This is a genomic window from Paenibacillus sp. FSL H8-0122 (assembly GCF_038005345.1).
In the GTDB taxonomy this organism is placed as follows: Bacteria; Bacillota; Bacilli; order Paenibacillales; family Paenibacillaceae; genus Paenibacillus_AQ.
Window position 1 is genome coordinate 6,903,720 of sequence record NZ_JBBOTB010000001.1, and the last position, 25,148, is coordinate 6,928,867.

Annotated in this window: 21 protein-coding genes and 1 riboswitch; of the genes, 11 read left to right on the forward strand and 10 right to left on the reverse strand. The window is 53.6% G+C overall.

Annotation, left to right across the window (positions count from 1 at the left end):
- The first annotated feature begins 29 nt into the window (after positions 1-29).
- Complete coding sequence (locus NSS64_RS29700; protein WP_341142454.1) at positions 30-1,397, forward strand: sensor histidine kinase; 1,368 nt, start codon at positions 30-32, stop codon at positions 1,395-1,397.
- Positions 1,398-1,512: 115 nt separating this feature from the next.
- A complete protein-coding gene (locus NSS64_RS29705; RefSeq protein ID WP_341142455.1) occupies positions 1,513-2,253 on the forward strand; it encodes a hypothetical protein in 741 nt (246 codons plus the stop codon).
- 116 nt (positions 2,254-2,369) lie between these two features.
- Here the strand turns inward: NSS64_RS29705 and NSS64_RS29710 are convergent, their stop codons facing one another.
- Entirely contained in the window at positions 2,370-3,470 is a 1,101-nt protein-coding gene (locus tag NSS64_RS29710; protein ID WP_340994968.1) for a GntR family transcriptional regulator, read from the reverse strand.
- A 281-nt stretch (positions 3,471-3,751) separates the two neighbouring features.
- Here NSS64_RS29710 and NSS64_RS29715 point away from each other — a divergent pair, with 281 nt between their 5' ends.
- The 3 genes from NSS64_RS29715 to araA are packed head-to-tail and all read left to right on the forward strand — an operon-like array spanning position 3,752 to position 7,529.
- Complete coding sequence (locus NSS64_RS29715; RefSeq protein ID WP_341142456.1) at positions 3,752-5,365, forward strand: xylulokinase; 1,614 nt, start codon at positions 3,752-3,754, stop codon at positions 5,363-5,365.
- A 3-nt stretch (positions 5,366-5,368) separates the two neighbouring features.
- Entirely contained in the window at positions 5,369-6,064 is a 696-nt protein-coding gene (locus NSS64_RS29720) for an L-ribulose-5-phosphate 4-epimerase (protein WP_036722865.1), read from the forward strand.
- Between the two features lie 40 nt (positions 6,065-6,104).
- On the forward strand, positions 6,105-7,529 hold the full coding sequence (gene araA / locus NSS64_RS29725) for an L-arabinose isomerase (RefSeq protein WP_340946156.1): 1,425 nt from the start codon (positions 6,105-6,107) through the stop codon (positions 7,527-7,529).
- Between the two features lie 34 nt (positions 7,530-7,563).
- On the opposite strand, the gene NSS64_RS29730 is transcribed toward araA, so the two are convergent.
- The 6 genes from NSS64_RS29730 to NSS64_RS29755 form a co-directional block, all read right to left on the reverse strand.
- The gene (locus tag NSS64_RS29730; protein ID WP_341142457.1) at positions 7,564-8,268 is read right to left on the reverse strand and encodes a hypothetical protein; all 705 of its coding nucleotides are present in this window, start codon (positions 8,266-8,268) and stop codon (positions 7,564-7,566) included.
- Positions 8,249-9,874, reverse strand: coding sequence for a response regulator (locus NSS64_RS29735; RefSeq protein ID WP_340946158.1), 1,626 nt, complete (start codon positions 9,872-9,874; stop codon positions 8,249-8,251). The genes NSS64_RS29730 and NSS64_RS29735 overlap by 20 nt, the downstream gene beginning before the upstream one ends.
- 6 nt (positions 9,875-9,880) lie before the next feature.
- Positions 9,881-11,617: a sensor histidine kinase gene (locus NSS64_RS29740; RefSeq protein WP_341142458.1), complete on the reverse strand. Its 1,737-nt coding sequence runs from the start codon at positions 11,615-11,617 to the stop codon at positions 9,881-9,883.
- Positions 11,618-11,806: 189 nt separating this feature from the next.
- A complete protein-coding gene (locus tag NSS64_RS29745) occupies positions 11,807-13,402 on the reverse strand; it encodes an ABC transporter substrate-binding protein (RefSeq protein ID WP_339312114.1) in 1,596 nt (531 codons plus the stop codon).
- Between the two features lie 70 nt (positions 13,403-13,472).
- The gene (locus NSS64_RS29750) at positions 13,473-14,387 is read right to left on the reverse strand and encodes a carbohydrate ABC transporter permease (protein ID WP_340946163.1); all 915 of its coding nucleotides are present in this window, start codon (positions 14,385-14,387) and stop codon (positions 13,473-13,475) included.
- 15 nt (positions 14,388-14,402) lie between these two features.
- A complete protein-coding gene (locus NSS64_RS29755) occupies positions 14,403-15,380 on the reverse strand; it encodes an ABC transporter permease (protein WP_341142459.1) in 978 nt (325 codons plus the stop codon).
- 196 nt (positions 15,381-15,576) lie between these two features.
- Between NSS64_RS29755 and NSS64_RS29760 the strand changes: the two genes are divergently transcribed.
- From NSS64_RS29760 to NSS64_RS29780, 5 genes are all read left to right on the forward strand, one after another.
- Entirely contained in the window at positions 15,577-16,536 is a 960-nt protein-coding gene (locus NSS64_RS29760; protein WP_341142460.1) for a DUF5643 domain-containing protein, read from the forward strand.
- 163 nt (positions 16,537-16,699) lie between these two features.
- Positions 16,700-16,779: riboswitch (glycine riboswitch) on the forward strand.
- A 143-nt stretch (positions 16,780-16,922) separates the two neighbouring features.
- Positions 16,923-18,299: an amino acid permease gene (locus NSS64_RS29765; protein WP_341142461.1), complete on the forward strand. Its 1,377-nt coding sequence runs from the start codon at positions 16,923-16,925 to the stop codon at positions 18,297-18,299.
- 34 nt (positions 18,300-18,333) lie between these two features.
- A complete protein-coding gene (locus tag NSS64_RS29770; RefSeq protein ID WP_341142462.1) occupies positions 18,334-19,281 on the forward strand; it encodes a helix-turn-helix transcriptional regulator in 948 nt (315 codons plus the stop codon).
- Positions 19,282-19,303: 22 nt separating this feature from the next.
- Positions 19,304-19,690, forward strand: coding sequence for a DinB family protein (locus NSS64_RS29775; RefSeq protein WP_341142463.1), 387 nt, complete (start codon positions 19,304-19,306; stop codon positions 19,688-19,690).
- 282 nt (positions 19,691-19,972) lie between these two features.
- Entirely contained in the window at positions 19,973-20,794 is an 822-nt protein-coding gene (locus NSS64_RS29780) for a methyl-accepting chemotaxis protein (protein ID WP_341142464.1), read from the forward strand.
- A gap of 42 nt (positions 20,795-20,836) precedes the next feature.
- Here NSS64_RS29780 and NSS64_RS29785 read toward each other — a convergent pair whose 3' ends face one another.
- Positions 20,837-21,205 carry a DUF1304 domain-containing protein gene (locus NSS64_RS29785; protein WP_036722850.1) on the reverse strand — a complete coding sequence of 123 codons (369 nt, stop codon included), beginning with the start codon at positions 21,203-21,205 and terminating at the stop codon, positions 20,837-20,839.
- Between the two features lie 125 nt (positions 21,206-21,330).
- Between NSS64_RS29785 and NSS64_RS29790 the strand changes: the two genes are divergently transcribed.
- Positions 21,331-21,837: a GNAT family N-acetyltransferase gene (locus NSS64_RS29790; protein WP_341142465.1), complete on the forward strand. Its 507-nt coding sequence runs from the start codon at positions 21,331-21,333 to the stop codon at positions 21,835-21,837.
- A gap of 61 nt (positions 21,838-21,898) precedes the next feature.
- Here NSS64_RS29790 and NSS64_RS29795 read toward each other — a convergent pair whose 3' ends face one another.
- Both NSS64_RS29795 and NSS64_RS29800 read right to left on the reverse strand, forming a co-directional pair.
- Positions 21,899-23,302 (reverse strand): S-layer homology domain-containing protein, encoded by a 1,404-nt coding sequence (locus NSS64_RS29795; protein WP_341142466.1) that lies wholly within the window; start codon positions 23,300-23,302, stop codon positions 21,899-21,901.
- 161 nt (positions 23,303-23,463) lie between these two features.
- Positions 23,464-25,125: a histidine kinase N-terminal 7TM domain-containing diguanylate cyclase gene (locus NSS64_RS29800; RefSeq protein ID WP_341142467.1), complete on the reverse strand. Its 1,662-nt coding sequence runs from the start codon at positions 25,123-25,125 to the stop codon at positions 23,464-23,466.
- Positions 25,126-25,148 lie beyond the last annotated feature (23 nt).

The following is a 25,148-nucleotide window of genomic DNA, read 5'->3' on the forward strand; positions in this document are numbered from 1 at the left end:
AATACGCTACCCGGCTGGTGCTAATGTATTTGCTGTTCTCGGTACTGTCCTTTGCCGTTATCATTATTTCGGTGAATAAGGCGATTGACTATTTCAGCTTCGTAACCATAGAGAAGCAAATGATGGAGAAGGCGGATCTGGGCGAGATGTCCTTCAGGGAGGTGCTCTCCAGGCACGAACAAGAGGTAGATGCAGGGCAGATGGAGGAGGTGGCGAGAAGCGCGCTGGAGACGTTAAAAGCTTCCGTCAAGGAGGTGCGGATCTACGACAGCAGCCAGAAGCTGCTGGGACTCGCTGTTGACGGGATTGTGATCAATAACAAGACCCCCGTCATTTTTCCCGGGAATATCCAGAACGCCCTTAAGGGCAATTATGCATACACGGTCTCTGAGGATCACCTGCTGTACTTCGCGGTTCCGATCCAAGACAAATATTATCAGAACAGCTATGTGTACGAGTTCGTGGAGGATGTCTCTTATTTCTATACGATGATGGACCAGATCAGGTATATCCTGTTCGCCGGTGCGGGAGGATTCATTATTCTGATTGCGCTCTCCAGTCTGTTCATCGCCCGCAATACGACGAAGCCGATCAAATACCTGCTTGGCGCCACAGAGAGCTTCTCCAGGCAGCAGTTCCGGGAGGTTCACCTGAACAGGAAGGATGAGCTGGGCATGCTGGCTGCGGGACTGAACCGGATGGGCATTCAGCTCAGTGACTATATCCAGTATCAGAAGCAGTTTGTCTCGAACGTATCCCATGAGCTGAAGACGCCGCTTGCTGCTATCAAGGGATTCTCTCAATATTTGTACGAAGGTGAGGACGAGGATGAGGAGCTGCAGCGGATCTACTTCCATCTGGTGAATGAATCGGACCGCCTGACCCGGCTGGTCAATGAGCTGCTTATGCTGTCGCGCTTCGATAAGGCAGGGCAGGATGGAATCGATGCCGAGAAGACGGACCTGGCGCAGCTGGCTGCGGGGGTAGCCGCTGGATTGAGGACCAAGGCTGACAGTAAGGGGATAGAGCTTACGATCCAGCAAGGACCGCCAGCCTTCGTCTTAGTGAATCAGTTGTTGATGTCCCATGCCATCGCCAATGTGCTGGACAACGCGATTAAATACTCCGGTCTCCGTACCCGGGTAAGTATTGAAACTTCGGTCCGTGAGCAGGAAGCTGTCGTGCAGATCAGCGATCAGGGGATTGGAATCAGTGCGGATGAACTTACCCGTGTACAGGAACGGTTCTACCGGGCAAGGAATGCCAGCGCGGCAGGCGGAACGGGGCTGGGGTTATCCATCTGTAAGGAGATCGCCGAGAAGTTCGGCGGGCAGCTGGATATAGAGAGCCAGCTCGGCGCGGGAACCACGGTCTACATCCGGCTGCCGCTCCTGTGATATGCGTTACAAGAATGATACAACTCTGTTATTACACTAATAAATGCTTTTCGTATACTAACCTCATACCAAACAAACAACGCGTCCATCGCGTACATTCATGGAGGGATTACTTATGGGAACATTTAAAAAACCGGCAGCGCTGCTGCCCGCAGTATTATTAATGACACTTCTGGCCGGATGCCAGTCCGATTCGGCCGCTCCGGCGGCCACCCCTTCGGCAGAACCTACAGCTGAAGCGGTGGCCACGGGGGCACCGGAGGCTTCGGCTACCCCGGCTGCTGAGCCTGCGGCGACTGAAGCTGCTCCGGCTGAGCCAACCCCTGCGGCTTCAGCAGGCAGCTCCGAGGCGATCAAGGAAGGAACTATTGAGAAGGAAGGGAATGTGATTCTGAAGGAGCTGGCTTTTGTCCATAAGGATCACACCATCGCCCTCTCCGACATTGTGGATGATGCTAAGCTGGAGAGTATGCTGGGCAAGGCAACGGCGAAGAAATCGCACACGTATTCCTTGGATGACGGTAAGAATATGGATACCCTGATCGGCAGAACAGAGAACACGTATACCTTCCCGGGCCTTGAGATTAAGACGATTGATTCGGGTGACGGCAAGCAGTTCTACATCTTCAGTATTAAGATTACTGATCCGAAGTACACTACGGTCCGCAATATCAAGGTCGGAGACAGCCTGGACACGCTCAAAAAAGCCTATCCCGAAGGCAAGCTGACCGGAGACGGGGCACCTGAGGAAGAGGATGACTACCGGTTCGCCCCAAGCAACTACGTGGATTATATGCTCTTCCATGTGAAGGGCGCTAAGATTGAAAGCATAAGCATCTCAACTCTGCTGGACTAAACATTGAGCCGGTTCAGCGGGATTGAATAAGAACAGCCCTGCCGCTTCACGGCCTGTAACGGTCATGAAGCGGTCAGGGCTGTTTGTCTCTGTCTTCTATTTCCGGGCGGACTACCCTATTCCGCAGGAGCTGGCTCCAGCACCCGCACCGTCTCCCCCTCTACCAGCTCAGGCAGATAGTAGGTGCTGTTCTTCAGATCTTTTTTACCCTGGAGCTTCTTAATGACCCATTCGGCCGCATCCCGGCCCATCTGCTCCTGCGGGTGGGTTAAGGTCGTCAGCTTGATGCCAGCGTTCTTGGCGATATAGGAATTGTCCTGGCCGATGATCGACAGCTCCTCTGGAATAGAAAGTTCCAGCTGCTTGCAGACGTTAACCACTTCGAGTCCCACCTCGTCGTTATAGCACACAAGGGCCGTCAGTACCTCCCGGTTATCCTTCAGGAACTGCTTGAGGTTCGCCGACAGGTCACGCTTGGATTCCGTATCGAAGGAGAGCACCTGCTCCGGGTGGAAGCGCAGCTTGGCTTCGCCGAGCGCCTTGATATAGCCCTTCATGCGGTATTTGCCCTGGAGATCGTCCATTTTAGCAATAATTCCGATCTGGGTATGGCCCTTCGAGATCAGCTCACGGGTCGCCAGATAGCTGGACTGTACATCATCCAGACAGAAGAACGGCACCTCCAGCTCTTCATAGTAAGCGTTAATCATAATGAACGGAACGTCCTGCTCCTTAAACGACAGGTAGTAGGCAATGTTCGGGTTGTACAGGTTACTCTTCGTAGGCTCGATGATCAGCCCGTCTACCCCGAAGGACAGCATCATCTCCAGCGCCTTTTTCTCCTGGGCCACATCATTATTGGTGCTGGCGAGCAGCAGTGAATAGTTGTCCTCATTGAGCCTGCCTTCAATCCCCCGGATAATGGACGGGAAAATATAATCGGAGAGGTAAGTGGTTATTACGCCGATGGTCCGCTTGCCCGCGCCATTCCCGGATTTGGACCGGAACTGGTGGCTGACATAGGTGCCCGAGCCCTTCTCGCTCCGCAGAAACCCTTCGTTGGACAGCTCCAGAATGGCCTTCCGCACGGTCTGGCGGCTGACGCCGTACATCTCCTGCAGTGCAGATTCCGTAGGGATTTGTTCGCCCACACTGTAGGTGCCGGACAGGATATTGCTTTTGAGTTCATCGAAGATGATCTGGTACTTGGTTCTCACACGGGTCACTTCTTTCATAGTTGTTCTTATATAGAGTGGAAAAATTAATGTAGTTGTACGTACATATTATAGCTTGAATATAAGCTTAATATCCTCCGGTGTCTACCATATATCATGATTTGCGTAAAATACGGGTGATTTTCCGGTAAATTTGTAGGTATATCTTATATCTATTATTGACAAATGTACGAACAAAAAATATACTAAACCTGTTCATAAAGGAAGCGCATTCTTTAGATTCATAAGTAACACAGTTTGGTTCAGAGAGGAGTAACGTGGGCATGGATCAGAACATCAAGCAAGCGATACTTAAGGGAGAGACATCACTGGGTATCGAATTTGGGTCCACACGTATCAAGGCCGTCCTGATTGATCAGGGGTTCGAGACGGTTGCATCCGGAAGCTACGAGTGGGAGAACCTGCTGGAAGGCGGGTACTGGACGTATCCCCTCACCGATATCATCAAGGGGCTGCAAGCGGCTTACCGCGAGATGAAGCAGGAGGTTGCACAGAAATACGGGGTTACGCTTACTACTGTCGGTTCGATCGGATTCTCAGCAATGATGCACGGATATATGGCCTTTGACAGCGCGGGTGAGCTGCTGGTTCCGTTCCGGACCTGGCGTAATGCTACAACCGGTGCGGCGGCCAAGGAATTAACAGAGCTGTTCCAGTTCAATATTCCGGAGCGCTGGACCATTGCCCACCTGTATCAGGCGATTCTGAACGGGGAAGAGCATGTCCCGCAGGCAACGTTCGTAACGACGCTGGGCGGATATATCCATTGGCTGCTGACCGGCAGCAAGGCGATCGGGATTGGCGATGCCTCCGGGGTCTTCCCTATAGATGAAGCTTCACAGGATTACCACCCGGCCATGGTCAGCCAGTTCGATGAGCTGATTGCCGCTAAGAATTACCCTTGGAAGCTGAGTGATCTTCTGCCCAAGGTCTACGCTGCAGGCGAGCAGGCAGGGGTGTTAACGGAAGCCGGAGCGAGACTGCTGGATGAATCCGGGGACCTGCTGGCAGGCATTCCGCTCTGTCCTCCAGAGGGCGATGCCGGAACCGGAATGGTCGCTACGAACAGTGTGCGCAAACGGACCGGTAATATCTCTGTAGGCACCTCCGTGTTCGCCATGATCGTGCTGGAGAAGGACCTTACAGCGGTATACCCTGAGATCGACATGGTGACTACCCCGGATGGCAGTCCGGTAGGGATGGTGCATGCCAACAACTGCTCCAGCGATATCAATGCCTGGGTCGGCTTGTTCCGGGAATTCTCGGAGGCGATGGGCCTCCAGTCCGATCCGGCGAAGTTATTCAGCGTTCTGTTCAACAAAGCGCTGGAGGCGGACGCCGATGGCGGCGGGCTGCTCAGCTACGGCTATTTCTCAGGTGAGAACATCACCGGGATGGAGAAGGGACGGCCGCTGTTTGTCCGCTCGCCGGAGAGCCGGTTCACGCTGGGCAACTTTATGCGGACGCATCTGTTCTCCGCTTTTGGCGCGCTGAAGATTGGGATGGATATTCTGACCTTGAAGGAGCAGGTGTCCATCGACAGCATTCTGGCGCACGGCGGCTTGTTCAAGACGCCTGTTGTCGGACAGAGAATCGTGGCTGCTGCGATGAATGTTCCGGTCTCTGTGATGTCAACAGCCGGAGAAGGCGGCGCGTGGGGCATGGCGATTCTGGCTTCTTATATGAAGAACAGAGCGCAGCAGGAGCGTCTGGATGATTTCCTCGACCAGAAGGTCTTCAAGGATATCGAAGGCGAGACCATTCATCCGGTTGCGGCGGATGTGAAGGGCTTTGAATTGTTCATGGAACGCTACACGGCGGGTCTGGCGATTGAGCAGGCCGCTGTAGATCATCTCGTAGAGAACGGGGGGCATTAACACATGCTGGAGCAACTGAAGGAAGAGGTGTACGAGGCCAATCTGGAGCTGCCTAAGCACGGGCTGGTCAAATACACCTGGGGCAATGTGAGCGCGGTGGACCGGGCGAGCAGTCTGTTCGTCATCAAGCCGAGCGGCGTCAGCTATGACAAGATGAAGCCGAGCGATATGGTCGTTGTGGACTTCGATGGCAATGTGGTGGAGGGAGAGATGCGGCCTTCCTCGGATACAGCGACCCATGCTGTACTCTACAAGCATTATGCCGAGATCGGCGGCATCGTGCATACGCATTCCACGTGGGCAACCATCTGGGCTCAGGCCGGACTGGATGTTCCGGTTATGGGGACGACACATGCAGACACCTTCTATGGTTCTGTACCGTGCACCCGGTTCCTGACACAGGAAGAGATTGACCGCGGTTATGAAGCAGAGACCGGGCATGTGATCATTGAGACTTTTGAACAGCGGGGGCTGGATGTGATGGCGATTCCCGGCGTTCTGCTGAAGGGCCACGCGCCGTTCACGTGGGGCAAGGATGCCCATGCTGCTGTCATGAACAGTGTGGTGCTGGAGGAAGTGTCCAAGATGAACCACTTTGCCCGCCAGCTGAATACCTTCGCCGAGGAGCTGCCGCAGCGGATTCTGGACAAGCATTATCTGCGCAAGCACGGCAAGGATGCGTATTACGGACAGAAGTAACTGACTTTTACCAATTCAAGTAGAGAAGAGGATGAATGATATGTCAACAGTAAGCGACAAGCAATTCTGGTTCGTAGTAGGATCGCAGCACCTGTACGGAGATGAAGCGCTGGGTGAAGTGAAGGCTCATGCCCAGGAAATGACCGATGCGCTCAACAACAGCGGGTTGCTTCCTTATCCGCTGGTACTTCAGGATCTGGCCGTCAGTGCAGATAAGATTACCTCCATCATGAAAGAAGTAAACTACCGTGACGAGGTTGCTGGTGTTATCACCTGGATGCACACCTTCTCCCCGGCCAAAATGTGGATTCGCGGCACGAAGCTGCTGCAGAAGCCGCTGCTGCACCTGGCTACCCAGTACAATGAGAGCATTCCTTGGGCAACGATTGATATGGATTTCATGAACCTGAACCAGGCTGCCCATGGTGACCGTGAGTATGGCTTCATTAATGCCCGCCTGAAGAAACAGAACAAGATCGTTGTAGGATACTGGGAGCGCCCGGAAGTCCAGAAGCAGATTGCAGAATGGATGGACGTTGCCGTAGCATATAACGAAGGCTTCAATATCAAGGTTGCCCGCTTCGGCGACAACATGCGCAATGTTGGTGTTACTGAAGGCGATAAGGTGGAAGCTCAGATCCAGTTCGGCTGGACTGTGGACTACTTCGGTATCGGCGATCTGGTAGCTTATGTGAATGAAGTGAAGCAGGAAGAGATTGATGCCCTGTTCGCTGAATATACCAAGCTGTATGCCGTTGATTACGGCACGTACAGCAAGGAAGATTGGGAAGCCAGCGTGAAGGTGCAGGCGAGCTATGAGATTGCTCTGAAGCGCTTCTTGGATGCAGGCGGCTACAATGCCTTCACCTCTAACTTCGAGGACCTGCACGGCATGAAGCAGCTTCCGGGTCTGGCTGTTCAGCGCCTGATGGCCCAAGGCTACGGCTTCGCCGGTGAAGGGGACTGGAAGACTGCGGCCCTGGACCGCCTGATGAAGGTGATGAGTCACAACCTGAACACCGGGTTCATGGAGGATTACACTTACGAGATGGCTGCCGGACAGGAAGCGATTCTCCAGTCCCACATGCTGGAGGTTGATCCGAGCCTGGCCAGCAACCAGCCGAAGATCATTGTCTCTCCGCTGGGAATCGGCGACCGTGAAGACCCGGCCCGTCTCGTCTTCGACGGCAAGGCAGGCGAAGGTGTCGTGGTATCGATGGCTGACTTCGGCACTCATTACAAGCTGCTAATCAACGAAGTTACTGCCTTCGAACCTACCGTTCCGGCTCCGAATCTTCCGGTAGCCCGCGTACTGTGGCAGGTGAAGCCAAACTTCCAGGACGGAGTAAGAGCCTGGATCGAGAACGGCGGCGGCCACCACACGGTCGTATCGCTCAACCTGACTACCGACCAAATCGTTACCTACGCCAAGCTGGTGGGTCTGGAATACGTGATTATTAAGTAATTGAGTTACATGTAAAGTGCACAGCGAGTAGATGTTAAAAAGAGCGAGGAGGCATATAGCCCTCTCGCTCTTTTTGTTTGGCAGATATGGTGGGCGCGGCGGCGGTATGCCAAAGACATCTGCCTGCCCGCCGGGAAGCGTGGAAAGATGTATGCGAAAAACCGATCACAATGTGCAGGCGCGGACCAAATGTAGTCGAAAAACCGACTACAATGCGGCGGATGGGGGCGTGCGGACCAAATGTAGTCGGAAAACCGACCACAATGCGGCGGATGGGGGCGTGCGGACCAAATGTAATCGAAAAACCGACTACAATGCGGCCGATGGAGGCGCGCGAACCAAATGTAATCGAAAAACCGACTACAATGCGGCCGATGGAGGCGTGCGGACCAAATGTAATCGGAAAACCGACTACAATGCGGCGGATGGGGGCGCGCGGACCAAATGTAGTCGAAAAACCGACTACAATGCGGCGGATGGGGGCGTGCGGACCAAATGTAGTCGAAAAACCGATTACAATGCGGTGGATGGGGGCGCGCAGACCAAATGTAATCGAAAAACCGATTACAATGCGGCGGATGGGCGCGTGCGGACCAAATGTAATCGAAAAACCGACTACAATGCGGCGGATGGGCGCACGCGGACCAAATGTAGTGGAAAAACCGACCACAATGTGCCAGCACAGCGGTTCATGTGCCCAGTGGTCCCGCCCGCCCCGCTCACTTCTTATTCCGCGCACGGTACTGCTGCGGTGTGGCGCCGACGATCCGCTTGAACAGGTTGGAGAAGCTGCCGAGGCTGGTATATCCAACCTGCTCGGCGATGTCGGTGATCTTCAGCTCTGTTTCCTCCAGCAGCTGCTTGGCCTTCTGCAGCCGTTCCTGAATGATCACATCGGAGATCGACAGCCCGGTCTCCTTCTTGAACAGTCGGGACAAGTAGGCCGGGTTCAGGTAGACATAGGCCGCGAGTTCGTCGCGGGTGATCTCTTCGCTCAGACGCGAGCGGATATACTGCCTAATCTTGGACACCGTGGCCGAGGATACGTTATTGCTTGTCTGCAATAAATGCATTACGGCTCGCAGGCATTCCATCGCCCAGCTCTGGAGCGAAGCGGACTGCTTCGGATAATTTTCCTTATCCATCAAGGGCTTCAGCTCCGCTGAGGCGTGAGCGGATAAGCCTTTTTTGGCGAGAACGGTGTGTACAATGAACAGGATGCCGTGGATAAGCTGGCGGTGCAGCTCACTGGTCCAGCGGCCGGGCCCGATGCCCGAGAACCACAGCGTCACGCGGCGCTCCAGCTCCTCCAGCTCGCCAAGCTCCAGGAGGGTCGCCCACTCTCCGAAGATATGCATAGGCGCTGCCTGAGGCACCGGCGCGAGCGGCTGATCTCGGCTATAGGCCTGATCCTCCGGTCCGAACACCTGACGCGAACGGTTCAGGTTGCGTTGTTCCCGCTCCGTGACATCCGTGTAAGCGCTCATGATTCCGGACAGAGGGACACCCGCGCTGATGTAGATCGACAGGGAGCAATGCAGCAGCCGTCCGCAGGTATCCAGGAAGGTGCGGCCATTCTGCTCCAGCGTATGCCAGGCGGCGTTCATATCGCCACGCACGTAGATGACCGCCAGATTATGGCCGACCTGATCCTGCAGCACAGTGCCTTCCAGCCCGCTTAGCAGCAGCTCATCGGCCATGTTGCGCAGTGCATATTCCATAATCGTCTCATCCCGTGCGCTAAGGTTCTCCTTCCACTGCTCCAGCCCCAGCAGGGCGAGGAAGTAGCGGTCTCCAGGCTGCAGATCCAGATTATAGGTGTTCGCCGGAAGGGTGAGCGATTCCAGCACGGGCGCTGCCCGCTGGCTGAGAATATCCTGCCAGAACCGTTCCACCAGCAGGGGGAGCTGATGCTCCCACTGTCTCCGGTACTTCTGGATCAGGGCCTCGAACTGCTGCTGCTCTCTCTGTTTGCTGATCTCGAATAGCGCCTCACGGGAGATTTTCATCAATTCCTCATAGTCTACCGGCTTGAGCAGATAATGGAAGGCACCGTGATAAATCGCGCGCTGGGCATACTCGAAATCGGCATGGCAGGTCAGCATAATCGTCAGCGTGCCGGGAGCGGATTGCTTCACCCAGGCCAGCAGCTCCAGGCCGCTTCTGCCCGGCATTTCGATATCGCAGATCAGCAGGTCTACAGGCTGCTGCTCAAGAACGGCAATCGCCTGGTCTACGTTCTCCGCCAGACAGACATCTGACACGCTAAGCGCGCTCCAATCCACCCCCTGCTGGAGGCCGAGCAAGGCGAAGTATTGGTCGTCAACGATTAGAACTCTGTACATTGAACGTCACTGCTCCTTTTGAACGGGTAGTCTGATTTCCACAACCGCGCCTCCGTCTGGAGCATTGTGGAAGGTAAGCCGTGCCCGGTTGTTATAGAACATCAGCATGCGTCTGTATACGTTCCATATTCCCAGATGGCGGTCTGTCGGCTTGCGCTCATATACGCCATGATTGAGCCTGTCGAGCTGAGCCGCGGAGAAGCCCGGCCCGGAATCGCGGATCTGAATGGCAATGCAGGAATCGCCGCTCTCTCCGGCTTCTTCACTGACTGTGATGCCGACATTGAAGGGCTTCGAATTGTTAATGAAGCCATGCTTGATGGCATTCTCGACGAAGGGCTGGATCAGCAGCGGCGGAATCAGCGTAGACTCCAGCTCCTGCGGAAGCAGCACCTCATAAGACAGCTTGTTCGGATACATAACCATCTGGATCTCAATATAGTTCTGAATATGACCTAGCTCGCTGCGCAGCGGAAGCCAGGCGTCGTTGGTATTCATGATGAACCGGAAGTGGGAGACCAGATGTCCGATCATTTTTTTGATTAGCGCATATTGCTTCAGCTCTACCAGATGAAAGACGATGTTCAAGGAATTCATGAAAAAATGGGGATTGATCTGCGCCTGAAGATGCTTCAGCTCCGCTTGCTGCACCTTCATCTGCTCCTCATACACATCAATCTTGAGATTGCCGATCTGCTCCGCCATCTGGTTGAATTGCATCGTAATGATCTGGAACTCCCTGCTGTTGCCATCCTTCAGCCGGTATTCCAGCTGTCCCTTCCCCAGGATGCGCATCCCGCTGGTCAATTGCTGGATAGGCTTGAACACCAGTCTGCTAAGCAGAGCCAGCAGGATAACCATTACGAGGATAATGACGAAGGGAATCACCTTGATGATCCGCTGGAAGACCGGCAGCTCGTCCAGAATGGATTTCTCGTCGAGCAGGAAAAAGACATTCAGATTGGAATATTGAGAGGGCTTGTCAATCAGCAGATACGAATTGCCGTTACTCAGGCGAATCGAGGCATCCGCACGAGGGTTGGGCTGATTAAGCCGGCTGCGGATGAGCGCAAGATCTTCACTGGCGAACTGGCCCCAGAGTAACTTACCGTCATTGTCGATCATGCCGACCTGTCCGCTGCCCCCGGTAGACTCCAGCTGGGTCAGGGGCTGGGCCAGAGAGTCGATGCTGACCAGTACCCCCATGAGAAGCCGGCCGCTCTTGTCCGGCAGCACCTTGAATAACACCGGCTCTCCGCCGAGGGTCACGGTCTCCCACTTCAGGGAGGCCTGGAGATTAGGGGTCTTGAGGTGTGAAGACAGCCCCGAGGCAATCATCTCCTTCTCTTGGTAATACTCCTTCTGGCTGCTCAGGAAGAGTTCATCCCGGTCCTGATGGTAGACGAAGACACTGCGGATAATGGTATAGTAGCTGACATCGCTGTACCACTGGTCCATCAGCTTACGGATGGACAGATAATAATTGACGCTGTCGGGACCGCTGTCGGAATAGAGCTCCAGCAGCATGTTTTCATTGGCCGTACGCAGCAGATAATGGCTGGTCTGCTCCAGCAGCTCATCGAGTGTACCTAAGTGCAGGGTCAACGTGTCCGAAGCGGACTTCGCAACCTTCTCCCGGACAATGTTGGTGGAATAGAGGTTGGTGTAGGAGAGAAAAAGGAACAGCGGCGTGACCAGCAGCAGGACAAGGGCACTCACTTTGAATCGCAATGATAATTTCACAGTCTTCCCCCTTATCCTTAGGTACATTTACACGCTGAGCGGCAGGAAAGGGGAAGGACGGCAGCCGTCCTTCCCCTTAGCCTAAAATATAAGAATTTGTATGTTCCACATGACAACTTATCCTTATATTTCTCGCTGAAACGGGTGCCGTCCTTAAAAAGGACGGCATAGTCGTTTTCACTTGTTTGTTTAGGATTGTTTGGCCTTCCAGGCATCGTATTGCTTCTGAACCTCGGCGCGGATTTCTTCAATGCCGTTAGCCTTAAGCTTCTTATTGTACTCCGTAAGCACCTTATCTACACCCAGGCTGCCCGTTTCCAGCAGCGGGCGGAATTCCTTGATAATGTTGCTGACCACGGAGACCTGTGTTTTGACAGCGTCGGTATTGAAGTTGAAGCCGAAGGACTTCACCTTATGGGCGCTCTCGTTATAAGCCTTGAATTTCTCCCACTTGTCGGCGCTTTCGCCTTCCCACAGATAGGTTATGGTCTGGTTACCGAACATCCATTCAATGCCCGGCGCCCAGCCGGTATCGGCACGGGTAGCAATGCCGTCAGGCAGCTTGATGAAGTTGTCCTTGCCTTCCACCTTAACATACTGCCGTCCTTCTACGCCGAAGTCAATCAGGTTGACCAGAACCGGGTCGGTATGCAGCAGGTTCAGCAGCATCATCGTCCGCTCCGGATCAATGGAGGTACGCCCGATCGCCATCATGGAGTTGCTGACGCTGGCCGTACTGATCTCAGGCTCATTGCCCTTCAGCTTCACCAGCTCAATGCCGGTGGCGATGGAATCTTCCTTGTCGGAATCCGGTTTGTCTGAACCGAATTTCATCCAGGTCTTACCAGCTTTGAAAGCGTCTTCAGTACTGGTTTTGGTCGTTGCAGCATCTTTATTGATGTAGCCTTTGCTGAACCAGTCGCCGTAGAGCTTCATCCGGTAGATTGCGGTGTCGGACTCCATGGAGCTGATCACCATCTTATCAGTCTTGGTATCCAATACAATTCCGGCAGGAGCGCCGGCCACCAGCTCATAACGGAAGTTCTCCTTCATGCTCTCTCTGGTCTTGTCGAAGTAGCCCAGGGTATCGGAGCCGCTGCCGGAGAGCCAGATCGGTGCAATAGCCGGTTCCTTCTCCTTGATCGTCTGCAGCCATGGTTCCAGATCCTCCAGCGTCTCAATCGAGTTCACATCGAATCCGTATTTATCTACCAGATCCTTGCGGAACATAATGGTATGGCTCTCACCAATTTCCTTATTGGTAGGAATCGCATAGATTTTGCCGTCTACGGTTCCGCCGTCAAGGAAGCGGGGATCAAGGGTCTCCTTGATGCCTTGTCCATATTTGGCTAACAGATCATCCAGCGGAAGGAACGCGCCCTTGGCTACGTTATTGGCGAAGTCTGCCCAGTTGGGGGCGAAGGTCAGATCGACCTGTTCACCGGACTGGTAAGCCAGTGCCATCTTCTCGGCCCAGGAGGACCAAGGGAGTCCCTGGAAGTCAATCTCGGCGTTGATTTTCTCTTTGAGATACTTGTTGATCTCATCTACAACCGCCTTGGTATCATTCTGCGGGAAATTCCCGACCGTGTAAACTTTCAGCTTCCGGAACGTTGAGGTATCAGGATTCGTGCTGCCTTCCGTGCCTGCTGTTGCGGCGGCTGCTGTCGATTCTGCCTTGGACGGGGCGGATGCACCTGAATTGCCCCCGCCGCATCCGGTAATGCCCAGTATCACGGCAGTCAGAGCGGCAAGCACCGTGCCTGAGCTTCTTGTTGTTCTCATTTGTATGAACCTCCTCGAATGATAATTAGATCATATATTCTAACCGGCATTTACGCCAGAGCTAGACCGCTTAACCCTTGATCGCACCAATCGTAAGGCCCTTGGTGAAGTACTTCTGGAAGAACGGATAGATGAACAGAATCGGACCAATCGACAGCACGACCATAGCCATCCGCAGACTTTCGGTCGGAACGGATTCCTGTACCATCAGGGCGACACCGCTGCCTGCAAGCTGGGTTTTGAAGAATTCCGCCTGGCGGATCATCTGAATCATGACGTATTGCAGGGAGAACTTGTCGGTGTCATTAATGAATAGCATGGAGTTGAACCAGTCATTCCAATACATCAGTGTAGTGAACAGACCGATCGTAGCCAGAACAGGCAGGGAGATCGGAAGCACAAGCTGGAAGAATATCCGCCATTCCGAGGCCCCGTCCAGCTTGCCGGATTCAATCATCTCTTCCGGGATCGTCTGCTGGAAGAAGGTACGGGTGATGAAGATATAGAAGGCATTGGACAGGCCGGGCAGGATCAGCGCAACCAGCGAGTCCTTCAGATCGAGATAGTTCACGTACAGCAGATAGAAGGGGACAAGCCCTCCCGAGAACAGCATGGTGATCAGCAGGTAGAAGTTGAATGTTTTTTTGAAAGGAAAATCCTTCCGGTAGAGCGGATACGCATACAGCGCAATCAGCAGCACGGCCAGCACAGTTCCGATCACCGTAACCGTCAGGCTGACGCCATACGCCTTAACCAGTGTCTCCGAATGCTTGAACAGATATTGGTACGCAGACGCGTCGATATGATCGGGCCAGAACTTGTAACCCTGCAGCGTCAAGGCCTTCTCGTTGGTTAAGGAGATGGCGACAATGAGCAGGATCGGCAGAATACATGCCAGGCTGAAGGCGATGAAGAATACATTCAGAATAATCTGGGCGGTAGTGGAGCCTTTGGTATAAGGGTTGCTTCGGGATGCAGTAGTCATTAGAATCCTCCGTTTCTAGAAAAGCGCCGTATCGCGGTTCAGCTTGCGGGCCAGAGCGTTCGCGCCGATGACCAGGAAGAAGCCGACGACCGATTGATAGAAGTTCGCCGCTGAGGACATCCCCAGGTCGTTGAGCTGGATCAGGCCCCGGTAGACATAGGTGTCAATAACGTCCGTAGTTGAGCGCAGCGCACCGGAGTCCAGGGTCACATGGTAGAACAGCCCGAAGTCAGAGCGGAAGATGCCGCCCATGTTAAGAATCGTGAGAATGACCATGATCGGCGTGAGCAGCGGCAGGGTAATCTTGGTGATCTGCTGCCATTTGCTGGCGCCGTCCATCACCGCAGCTTCGTACAGCTCTTCGCTGATGCCGGTGATGGCTGCAAGGTAGATGACGCTGCCGATCCCGATGGAGTGCCACATTTTGGTGATCCACAGAATGTAAGGCCATGCGTTAGGATGCATATAGGCATTCACTGAGGAGTAGCCGAACATTGGCAGAATATGCTTGACCAGGAAGCCGTACTCCGGGTGCAGGAAGGCATAGACGATGAAGCTGACCACGACCATGGACAGGAAGTTCGGCATAATCATGACGGTCTGGAAGAACTTCGAGGCCAGCTTGTTACGCACCTCATTGATCGCAATCGCCAGCGAGACGGAGAGAATGAGCCCTGAGATAATGAAGACCACATTGTACCCCACGGTGTTGATGGTCACGCGCAGGGCGTCAGAGGTGGCGAACAGGAACCGGAAGTTGTCGAGCCCGGCCCAGGGACTGCCCATAATGCCGTCCACGTAGTTGATGTTCTTGAAGGCAATGAATAATCCGAACATCGGAATATAGCAGTTGATGAAAAAAATAATCGATGTGGGCAGCAGCATCAGCAGCAGCACCCGGTATCGCACGATATTGTGCAGCAGACGGCCGAAACGGCCCTGGGGCTGTGTCGCTAACTTGTTGTTCATAGCTTGTGGTGCGGGATTTGCCATAAGTTCTAACCTCACTCTACTTGTTCTGGATGAATTTATTATAGTAGAGCGGTTGAACCGAATTCTCTCTTGCAAATGACCCTGTTTATTCAAAAATGACTTTGTGCAGGTAGGATGTTATTCTGCGCTCCTGTCACAAAATAGCAGCAGGGGAACGTTATACCTGTATATTCTTAATAAGCAAAGGAGAGAAACTATGTACACGATCAGCTTAAATACGATGAAGAAAGCAATGATAGCAACAGCAGTAACTGCTGTACTCGGAGGGGCAGTTGTCGGCGGGGGATTCACTGTACCCGTAGCGGCGGCAGCCAATGTCAACAAGGATGCTAAGGCTGACAGCGCGTTCGCGGCCAGCGACAACGCCACTCTGAAGGCTGTTTTCCAGAAAGGGCTTGCTGCTGCTCCGAATCAGGCCGTGACCCAGGAGGGGGTAACCCTGACACTAACCGATCTGATCTATGACAGTAATCAACTTATCGCAGGCATCCGGCAGGAGGGAGGGACGGTGGACAAGAACGGTTCTTTCATGGACCAGACCAGGATTGTGGACGTGTTAATCAATGGGAAAAAGCTGCTGTTTGATACTTCCATCATTCCCAATTTGAAAGATACGGACACAGCCTTGATCTATTTGAGTAAGGGAGCCATGAAGCAGCAAATCCCGGACAAATTCGACCTGACGCTGAAGGCATACGCCAACGGGGTGAAGGAGCCGTTTATTTTCAAAGTTCAAGTGAACAAGCTGGGGACCCTGTTAAGCCTGAAGCCGGGCGTCTCCAAGAAGAACAACAAATTCAATTATACGGTGAATTCCTTCGAGATGACCGCGTTAACGATGTCTCTGCAGGTGACCTTTAAGGGGGAAGTTCCGGCAGCGGCCAAGTCCAAGGTGAACAACCCGGAAAGAATGTTATATGACCTTGTGGACGAGAAAGGAAATGTGATTTCGCCATGGGGCAAGCCGTTTGAGAAAGTCCGGACAAGCGGTACCGAGGAACAGAACTATAGTGCATTCCCAGCCGTTCCGAAGTCCATTAGCGTTAAGCCTTTTACGTATTCCAAAGATGCCAGCGGGAAGATGTTCAAAGACAAGCAGGGTCAGTGGGCTAAAACTTATTATAAAGACCTGGAAACCAAAATTACGGTGAAATAACGTGCAATGAAGCAGTGCAGGACACCCGGCGATGACCACGAGAGTAACAAATGATATTGACAGAAGTCTGGACTGTGCATAGAATTGAAAAATATTTACATGAAGTCAGCTTCAAATAATTGAATATTCGCAAGCTATGAAGGCTATGGATCACACTATAGCTGGAGCAGCTTCTGGAGAGACTGCGGGAGACCGCAGCGCCGAAGGGTTCACAATCTCAGGCAAAAGGACAGAAGAGTACCGAATTTGTGTTTTGCCGTGCGGATTAGCCGCTGCTGCAGACGCTTATTTGGAACCTCTTATGAACCGGGAGATTGGATGATATCCAGTCTCCTTTTTGCGTTACCCGGCAGGACAGCGTCATATACACTAAGGGGGAAACAGGTATGGCACAGACAGAATTAAAAAGAGAGCTTGCAAACCGGCACGTCCAGCTTATCGCCATCGGCGGCACGATTGGAACGGGGTTGTTCCTCGGCTCAGGCAAGGCGATCCAGCAGGCCGGACCCTCCATCATGCTCACGTATCTGATCGTGGGGATTGCCGTGTTTTTTGTGATGCGGGCGCTGGGGGAGCTGCTGCTCTCGAAGGCGGGGTATCAATCTTTTACAGACATTGCTGAGGATTACTTGGGGCCGCGTGCGGCGTACATTACGGGCTGGACCTATTGGTTCTGCTGGATTATGACGGCGATGGCCGATGTGATTGCGGTGGGCGTCTATGTGCAGTACTGGTTCGATATTCCGCAGTGGGTGCCGGCCGTGATCTGCCTGATCATTCTGCTCGGGCTCAATCTGCTCACGGTCAAGAGCTTCGGCGAACTCGAATTCTGGTTTGCTCTGATCAAGGTGGTTACGATTCTGGCTCTGATCGGCCTGGGCATTGTCCTGCTGGTGACCCAGTTCAAGACAGATGCAGGCTCAGTGTCGGTCCGCAATCTCTGGGAGCACGGGGGCGTGTTCCCGAACGGGGTGAAGGGCTTCCTGTTCTCCTTCCAGATGGTGGTATTCGCCTATGTCGGCGTGGAGCTGGTGGGGGTATCGGCAGCGGAGACGGCTAATCCTGAGAAAAACATCCCGTCCGCGATCAACAAAATTCCGCTGCGGATTCTCTTCTTCTATGTCGGCGCGCTGTTCGTGCTGCTGTGCATTAATCCCTGGACCCAGCTTAGCGCGGCTGAAAGTCCGTTCGTGCGCACCTTCAGTCTGGTCGGGATTCCGATTGCTGCGGGGATTATCAATTTCGTGGTCTTAACCTCGGCAGCCTCCGCCTGCAACAGCGGGATGTTCTCGACCAGCCGGATTCTCTACAATCTGAGCAGACGGAATCAGGCCTCGCCTCAGCTTGGCAAGCTGAACCGGAATCATGTGCCTGCGAATTCCTTATTCCTCTCCACGCTGGTGATCTCTGCCGGGGCACTGCTCAGCAAGCTTATTCCGGGTCAGGCCTTCGGCATCGTGACTACGATCAGCGCCATTTGCTTCATCTGGGTCTGGGGCGTTGTGCTGGTCTGCCATATCAAGTATAAAAGGAACCGCCCGGACTTACATGCCGCTTCCAAATTTAAAGCGCCGTTCACCCCGGTAATTAACTATGCCGTCCTGACGCTGTTCGCCGCCATTCTTGTGATCATGCTCTTTGCTGCCGAGACCCGTCCGGCGCTGCTGTTCACCCCGCTCTGGTTCATCCTGCTGTTCGTTCTGTATTCCATTAGAAGCCGTAAGGAGAAAAGTGATCAGGAAATCAGTATAATCAATACATAAACTGATTTCAGGATGAAGAGGGTGCAGCCGCCGCATGAACAAGACAGACCGCATGTTAGCCATCGTACTGGAGCTGCAGCGCAAAGGGGTCGTAAGGGCAGAGGATCTGGCGTCCGTCTTCGAGACTAGCGTAAGAACCATCTACCGCGATATCCAGGCGCTTAGTGAAGCCGGAGTGCCGGTGGTAGGCGCTACGGGTCAGGGATATTCACTGGTAAAAGGGTATTTCCTGCCCCCGGTCAGCTTCACCGCCGAGGAGGCAGTGACCCTGCTGATCGGGACGGATTTCGTGGAGCAGCGGTTCGACACTCAGTATGGTAACCAGGCCTCCGCAGCAGGTAGGAAGATTGAAGCGGTTCTGCCGGAGGATGTCAAGGAGAATGCCGCCCGGCTCCGCCAGAGCATCCTGCTGCTGAATACCAGTAAAGATAAGCTGCAAGGACAGGAGAAGGAGTACATGGAGCAGATCCGACGCGCGATTCTGGAGCAGCGGAAGATCGGCTTCGGGTATACAAAGGGCAGACAGGAAGCTGACGGAAGTCACCACAGTGTCCGAACCGCCTCGCCGTATGGACTTGTCTTGAACAGAGGCGCATGGACCCTGGTGGCCTGGTGCGGACTGCGGCAGGAGATCCGTCATTTCCGCTTATCCAGAATGAGTGAGCTTACCATTCTGGATGACCGGTTCGAAGCGCCTGCGGATTTCGATCTGCACGAGTACCAGCCGGAGGATGACCGCCATGTACGCGTGTGCATTTTGGTTCAGCCGGAGATCGCGGGCAAGGCGGCTGAATCCGGGAACTTTTATCTGGAGGAAGTGGAGGACCGGGCAGACGGCAGGCTTATGACCTTCCGCGTGCGCCAGCCCGAGGACCTGCTGCAATGGGTGCTTGGCTGGGGAGCGGGGGCGGTTGTCCTGGAGCCGGAAGCCTTGCGTAAGCTTGTACGGGCCGAAGCGGCGAGAATGCTTGAACGCTACTGACATAACGTTGTCAGGAGCGGTTGTGTATATTCAGCGTAATATTCATCAGTGTCTGGCCGGGAACGGGGAAGCGGCGGGGAATGAAGCAGAGATGACCCCGGAGGGTAAAGCAATTTTTGCCGGGGGCAGCTTCCCGCCTGTACGTGTTCATGTTCCGCCGTCACCGCAGTATACGCCGGTGCAGCCGGAGAGCAAGGAGCAGTTGATCCAGGGCCTGAACACGGTGGTTGAACGGATGCGGGAGACCCTGCCGAAGCTTGCGCAGGCACCTGAGCACAGTACCGTCCCTCATCCCCGGTTCGGCCCCTTGTCTGCGGCAGAATGGTATCTGCTGATCGAGATGCACTACCGCCATCACTTGCTGCAGCTGGACCGGTTGAAGGATGCAATAGCGGCAGGAGTACAATAGAGTTAAGCCGCAATGAGCGAAGGAAAGCCGAAGCCTGTCAGCAAAAGACTGACGGGCTTCGGCTTTTTTTGGTTGAAAAACCGCCCACACTAGGTACGCCGAAGGCGCGCGGGCCAGATGTGGTCGAAAAACCGCCCACACTGGGCACGCCAGCAAGTAGGCGGAGAAAATCAATTTTTAATTATTCATTTTTGATTAAAGGAGGTTTGTCATAAAATGTCGAACTTAACTCTTGATTTCGCTGTACCCTGAAGCCACCTGACTAAAAGGAGACTCACACCTATGAAAAACATCGTCCGCTCTCTTGAAGATATAGTGAATCTGGCACCGATTCTGAAAGCTGCCTTTCCATATGATATATCGATTGCTGTCTGTGATACCGTGAAGTTCCTTGCCTATTACCCCGGCGATTCCATCGATCTGGGGATTCGCGCCGGGCAGATTATTCACGCGGACGAACCTCTGTATCACGCACTAAAAAATGATAAATACTCAAGGGCCAACGTTCCCAAAGAGTATTATGGATACGAATTTGTGGGTACGGTCCTTCCGGTACATGGAGAGGATGAACGTGTCTGTGGGGCGGTATGCATTCAGGTACGCAGACAGACCGAGCTGCGGGAAATTGCCGATCGGATGGCACTGTCCCTGAATCAGGCTAATGCGCGGATCATGCAGGTAGCGGGCGGGTCTAACCAGCTAGCCGGCTTCTCTCAGAAGCTGCTGGTCCAGTCTGAGACCACTGCTGCAAGTGTCCAAAAAAGCGATGAGGTGCTGGCCGTTCTGAGGAAGGTTGCCGACCAGACGCATCTGCTTGGAATTAATGCGGCCATTGAGGCCGCCCATGCCGGAGAGAAGGGCCGGGGCTTCGACATTGTCGCCAGAGAAATCCGCAAGTTCTCACAGGAGACCGAGCAATCCGCGCAGCGGATACGGGACACCCTGCGGGAGATCCAGGCAGCGATGAAAGGAATCGGCCAATCCATCGGTCAGATTGCTTCAGTGGGGCAAGAGCAGGCAGCTTCAACGCAAGAGATGTCCAGCTTCATTGAGGAGATCCGGGCAATGTCGGAGCAGTTGAACCAGTTCGCTCAGAAGCTGTGAGGCTAGGGCGGAGCGGAAGCTGCCTGCATCGCTCCGCGAATTTTACAGATGTGCGATCAATGTGGCCGCCAGTGCCAGGAAGGCAGGGAGGCCTTGCATCAGCAGGATAGATCTCTTGGAAGTGAGTCCGCCATAGATGGCCGCAACCGCCACACAGATCAGGAAGAACAATTGCAGCTGGTACCCGAAGTCCGCGCTTGGATGCAGCAGCCCCCAGATTAGACCGGCTGCCAGGAAGCCGTTATATAAGCCCTGATTGGCTGCCAGCGATTTCGTCTCCTGTGCGAAGGCAGGGGTCAATCCGAACGCCTTCTGTGCTCTCGGGGTGGTCCACAGGAACATCTCCAGTACAAGTATGTACACATGCTCAAGTGCTACTAAGGCAACAAGAATTAAACTTACAGTCATCATAAGAAGTCCCTCTTTTCAAGTGATAGGAATTTACATTGCGCAAAATATAATTTTACAAACCTAAATATAACCAAATATTAGCCTTTTGTCAATTTATTGCATCCATATTGTAAGGGAGGAAGGAAATGTACATCAGAACACTGGCCCCCTCGGACGCCGAAAGCTACCGGGCGCTTCGTTTGCAGTCGCTGCAGCTGCACCCGGAAGCTTTCCTTAGCTCTTATGAATCGGAAGCGAAGCTGTCTATCGAGACTACCCGGATTAGGCTGGATTCCTCCGATGAGCATTTCACCCTGGGCGCCTTCTTGGAGGGGGAGCAGAGGCTGACGGGAATGGCAACCTTGTTCCGGGAGAGCAGGCCCAAGATTCAGCACAAAGCTAATGTCTATGCAGTATATGTAGATCCGGCTGCCCGCAAACATGGCGTGGGCTACGCGCTGATGCTGGAGCTGATTGCACGGGCAAAGGCCGCACCGGGGCTGGAGCAGCTTACGCTGACCGTAACCTCCAATAACGCTCCGGCCAAAAGGCTCTACGAATCCCTTGGATTCGTCTGCTACGGCACAGAGCCAAGGGCGATGAAGCTTGGCAGCGAGTATCTGGACGAGGATCTGATGGTGCTGATGCTGTAGAACACAGCACAAACCCCTCCCGCATGTTCGCAGAAGGGGTAAGATAAATGACATATGTTGCTTACTTCGCAGACTTTCCGCTCAGGATGGCCTTCACCTGGCTGACCATTGCCGCTGCGTCAGCACTGGTGACACCGTCCTGGGGACGGAAGCCCCCGTCTTGATCCAGCTTCACGATCTTAAGGGCAAGCGCGGTCTGAATGGCCCCCGAGTTCAGGATATTGATTTTGTCATTATCCTTGATCTCCACCGGGATCAGCTTGATCATCGGCAGTTGGCCGCTGGTCTGGAGCGTGTTGATGAGCAGATACGTGAACGATTCTCGGGTTACGCTCATATTCGGATCGATTTTGATCTGAAGATTCACCTCAGGCCCGGCAGCATCCTTGATGAACTGGACGGCCTCGGTTGCGGTGATTGTCTTGCTTACAGCACCGGGTGCCGGATGGGCCTTCAAATAATTCATGGCATTTCCGGCGATGGAAGCAGCCTCAGGACGGGTGATTGCCGCCTTTGGATTGAAGTTCCCGTCGGCATCCAGCTCCACAAAGCCAAGAGCAAGGGCGGTCTGGATAGCTCCCGAGTTCAGGATGTCGATCTGATCGCCGTCCTTCACGTCTACTGGAATGACATTAATCATCGGCAGTTGACCGCTGGTCTGTAACGTATGGATTAACAGATACGTGAAGGCTTCACGTGACATGCTGGCCGCCGGAGCAATCTTGATCTGCAGGCCGGCTTCAGGACCGACCGCTTCTTTAATAACCTGCACAGCTTGTTCTGCGGTCAGGACCTCATCCGTAGCAGCAGGGGCTGGATGTGCCTTCAGATAAGCGAGTGCATTGCTGATGGCTACTGCCGCTTCTGCACGGGTGATTTCCTGCTTCGGGTTAAGCTTGCCGCTGCCATCCAGCTTCAGGATACCGTAATTCAGCGCACGCTGCAGGGCACCGGAGTATTCTACCTGCACCTGATCCTGATCGGCATACTCCACCACCACTGGCTTAATCATCGGCAGGCGGTTCGTGTTCTCCATCGCATCAATGAGCTGGTAGGTAAATTCTTCGCGGGTCAGCTTCTCACCAGGCTTCAAGTCCGCTGGCAGGTCCAGGCCGTGCACACTGGCAATAATCAGCGCCTGTGCATACCAGGCGGAGTCACTCGCGTTCTTGAAATAGTCGGTGGCATGCGGCTCCTTCACGAACCGGATCGTATCCAGATTCAGATCAAGCGCACTCACGATCATCTGCACCCCCTGGGCTGCTGTGATGCTGAGGTTCGGCCCGAACAGATCCGCGCTGATGCCTTTAATCAGTCCGCTGTTCTGAAGCGCGATAATCTTGTCTTTATCCTGCACGTTATGGATATCCTTGAAGGCTGCGGCCGAGGCGAATTGTTGTCCTGTGAAGCTGAGCGCCAGAGCTGCTGCTGCGGATAGGGTTATCATCTTGAATGTCTTCTTCATGTCCAGTCACCTCGCAAGAGTAGTTTGTGGTTTATTTGTGATCTTAGACGGCAGCTTAGTCAAAAAGGTTCCAGCAAAAATAAAATAATCAAAATCATAAAAAAACGCAAAAAAAGCACTGCCTATGCGGCTAGTGCTCATGATACAAGGATAACATCCAATTATACCTCCGCCGCAACAATCTGATTCCGGCCCTGATGCTTGGCAGCGTACAGGGCTTTGTCGGCAGACTTGAACAGCTCGTTCAGGTAGGTGGTCGCATCCATGGCAGGCGGGATCTTGAATTCGGCGATGCTGAGCAGCCCCATGCTGATGGTGATGGACACGGGCTCATCGATATAATCAATATTGATAGTGTTATGTTCAACCTCGGATTTGAGCTGCTCCGCCAGACGCCGCGCCTCGACTCCATCCGTATCCGGCAAATAGATAATGAATTCCTCTCCGCCGTAGCGGGCCAGAATATCGGAGGGCCGCAGGCTGCGCTGCAGCAGCTCCACTGTGTTGCACAGGACCATATCTCCGGCCAGATGGCCGTGCTGGTCGTTGATTTTTTTGAAAAAGTCGATGTCGATCAGTATAATAGTCGAAGGTGTCCGGGTATCGCTGACCCGCAGCGCCTCCTGCTCCAATTGCTGCATCAGATAATGCCGGTTGAAGCAGCCGGTCAGGCTGTCGGTGATCGCCAGCTTCCTCAGTTTGCCGTTCGTCTGGAACAGCTCCTCCTGTACCTTCACCAGCGAATCGTTGCGTTCCTTCAGGATGGCATTCTGCTGGTTCGTCTCATCGATGAGCCGCCGGATCTCGGTTACATTCTGGAAGGTGACAATCCGTCCGACCCGGCTGCCGCTCACCATAATGGGTGCTGCATGAATACTGACAACCATTTGGATAAGGGGATACAGAATTTCCAGCTCGGCCGTCTCCAGCGGATACCCATGGTATTTCTCAAGGAAGGACTCGATCTTCATGGCAGGGTCATCCGGCAGATAGCTGCTCATGTTGAACGCCGCACCCGTCACAAGCGGGATATAGGGATGCAGGGCATGATTGATCTCTACGACTTGCTCCTGGTCATCCAGCACGAGAATTCCGTATTCCATGGTATTGATAATATCCTGATGGGCGATAGTTACGATATCGAATACTTTGTCCTGGTGGATCGTAATCACAAAGAACGTAGCCGACACCACGATACCCAGCGAAGTGAAGCCCGGAATTACCGGCAGATAGTCATCCAGAATGACATTGAGAAGCACATCGATCATAAGGAAGACGCATAGGGCTGTAATGCCTTTGAGCATATACATAACCTGATTCTTGATCCGCGCGGCTTGATTAGAGGTCAGAGCCACGTAGATGACATACATGGACATGATGGCGTTAATCGCAAGTACGCTTATGCTAATCCAGAAAATAGGTCCGTAGATCCGCTCCACATACCCTCCGTTCACCGGACGGACGAACCATCCATAAGGATTGAGCACCACTCCGAGGGAGGTCAGTACTGCAGGGATCACCAGCGCGGACACTATTTTTCTACTCAGGAACTGGGATTGTCCCGCAAGCAGAATCGTGAAGAAGATCCAGCCCAGGCCCAGCAGGGAAGCATCCACGAAGGCAAGCTTCACATAAAAGAGCTGATAGAGAGGATCATCAACGGTTCTTATGGCAAACTGGCAGTAAGGCCAGATCAGCATGGAGAAATGGAACCCTAAATAGACCTTGTGCAGCTTGGTAATGGTGACCGTAGCCACGATATAGATGAGCAGCAGGAACAGAAGGAAGCACATAATCAGGTCAATCCAAGAGGCTAAGGCCAATATGTTACACCTTCTTGATTTTA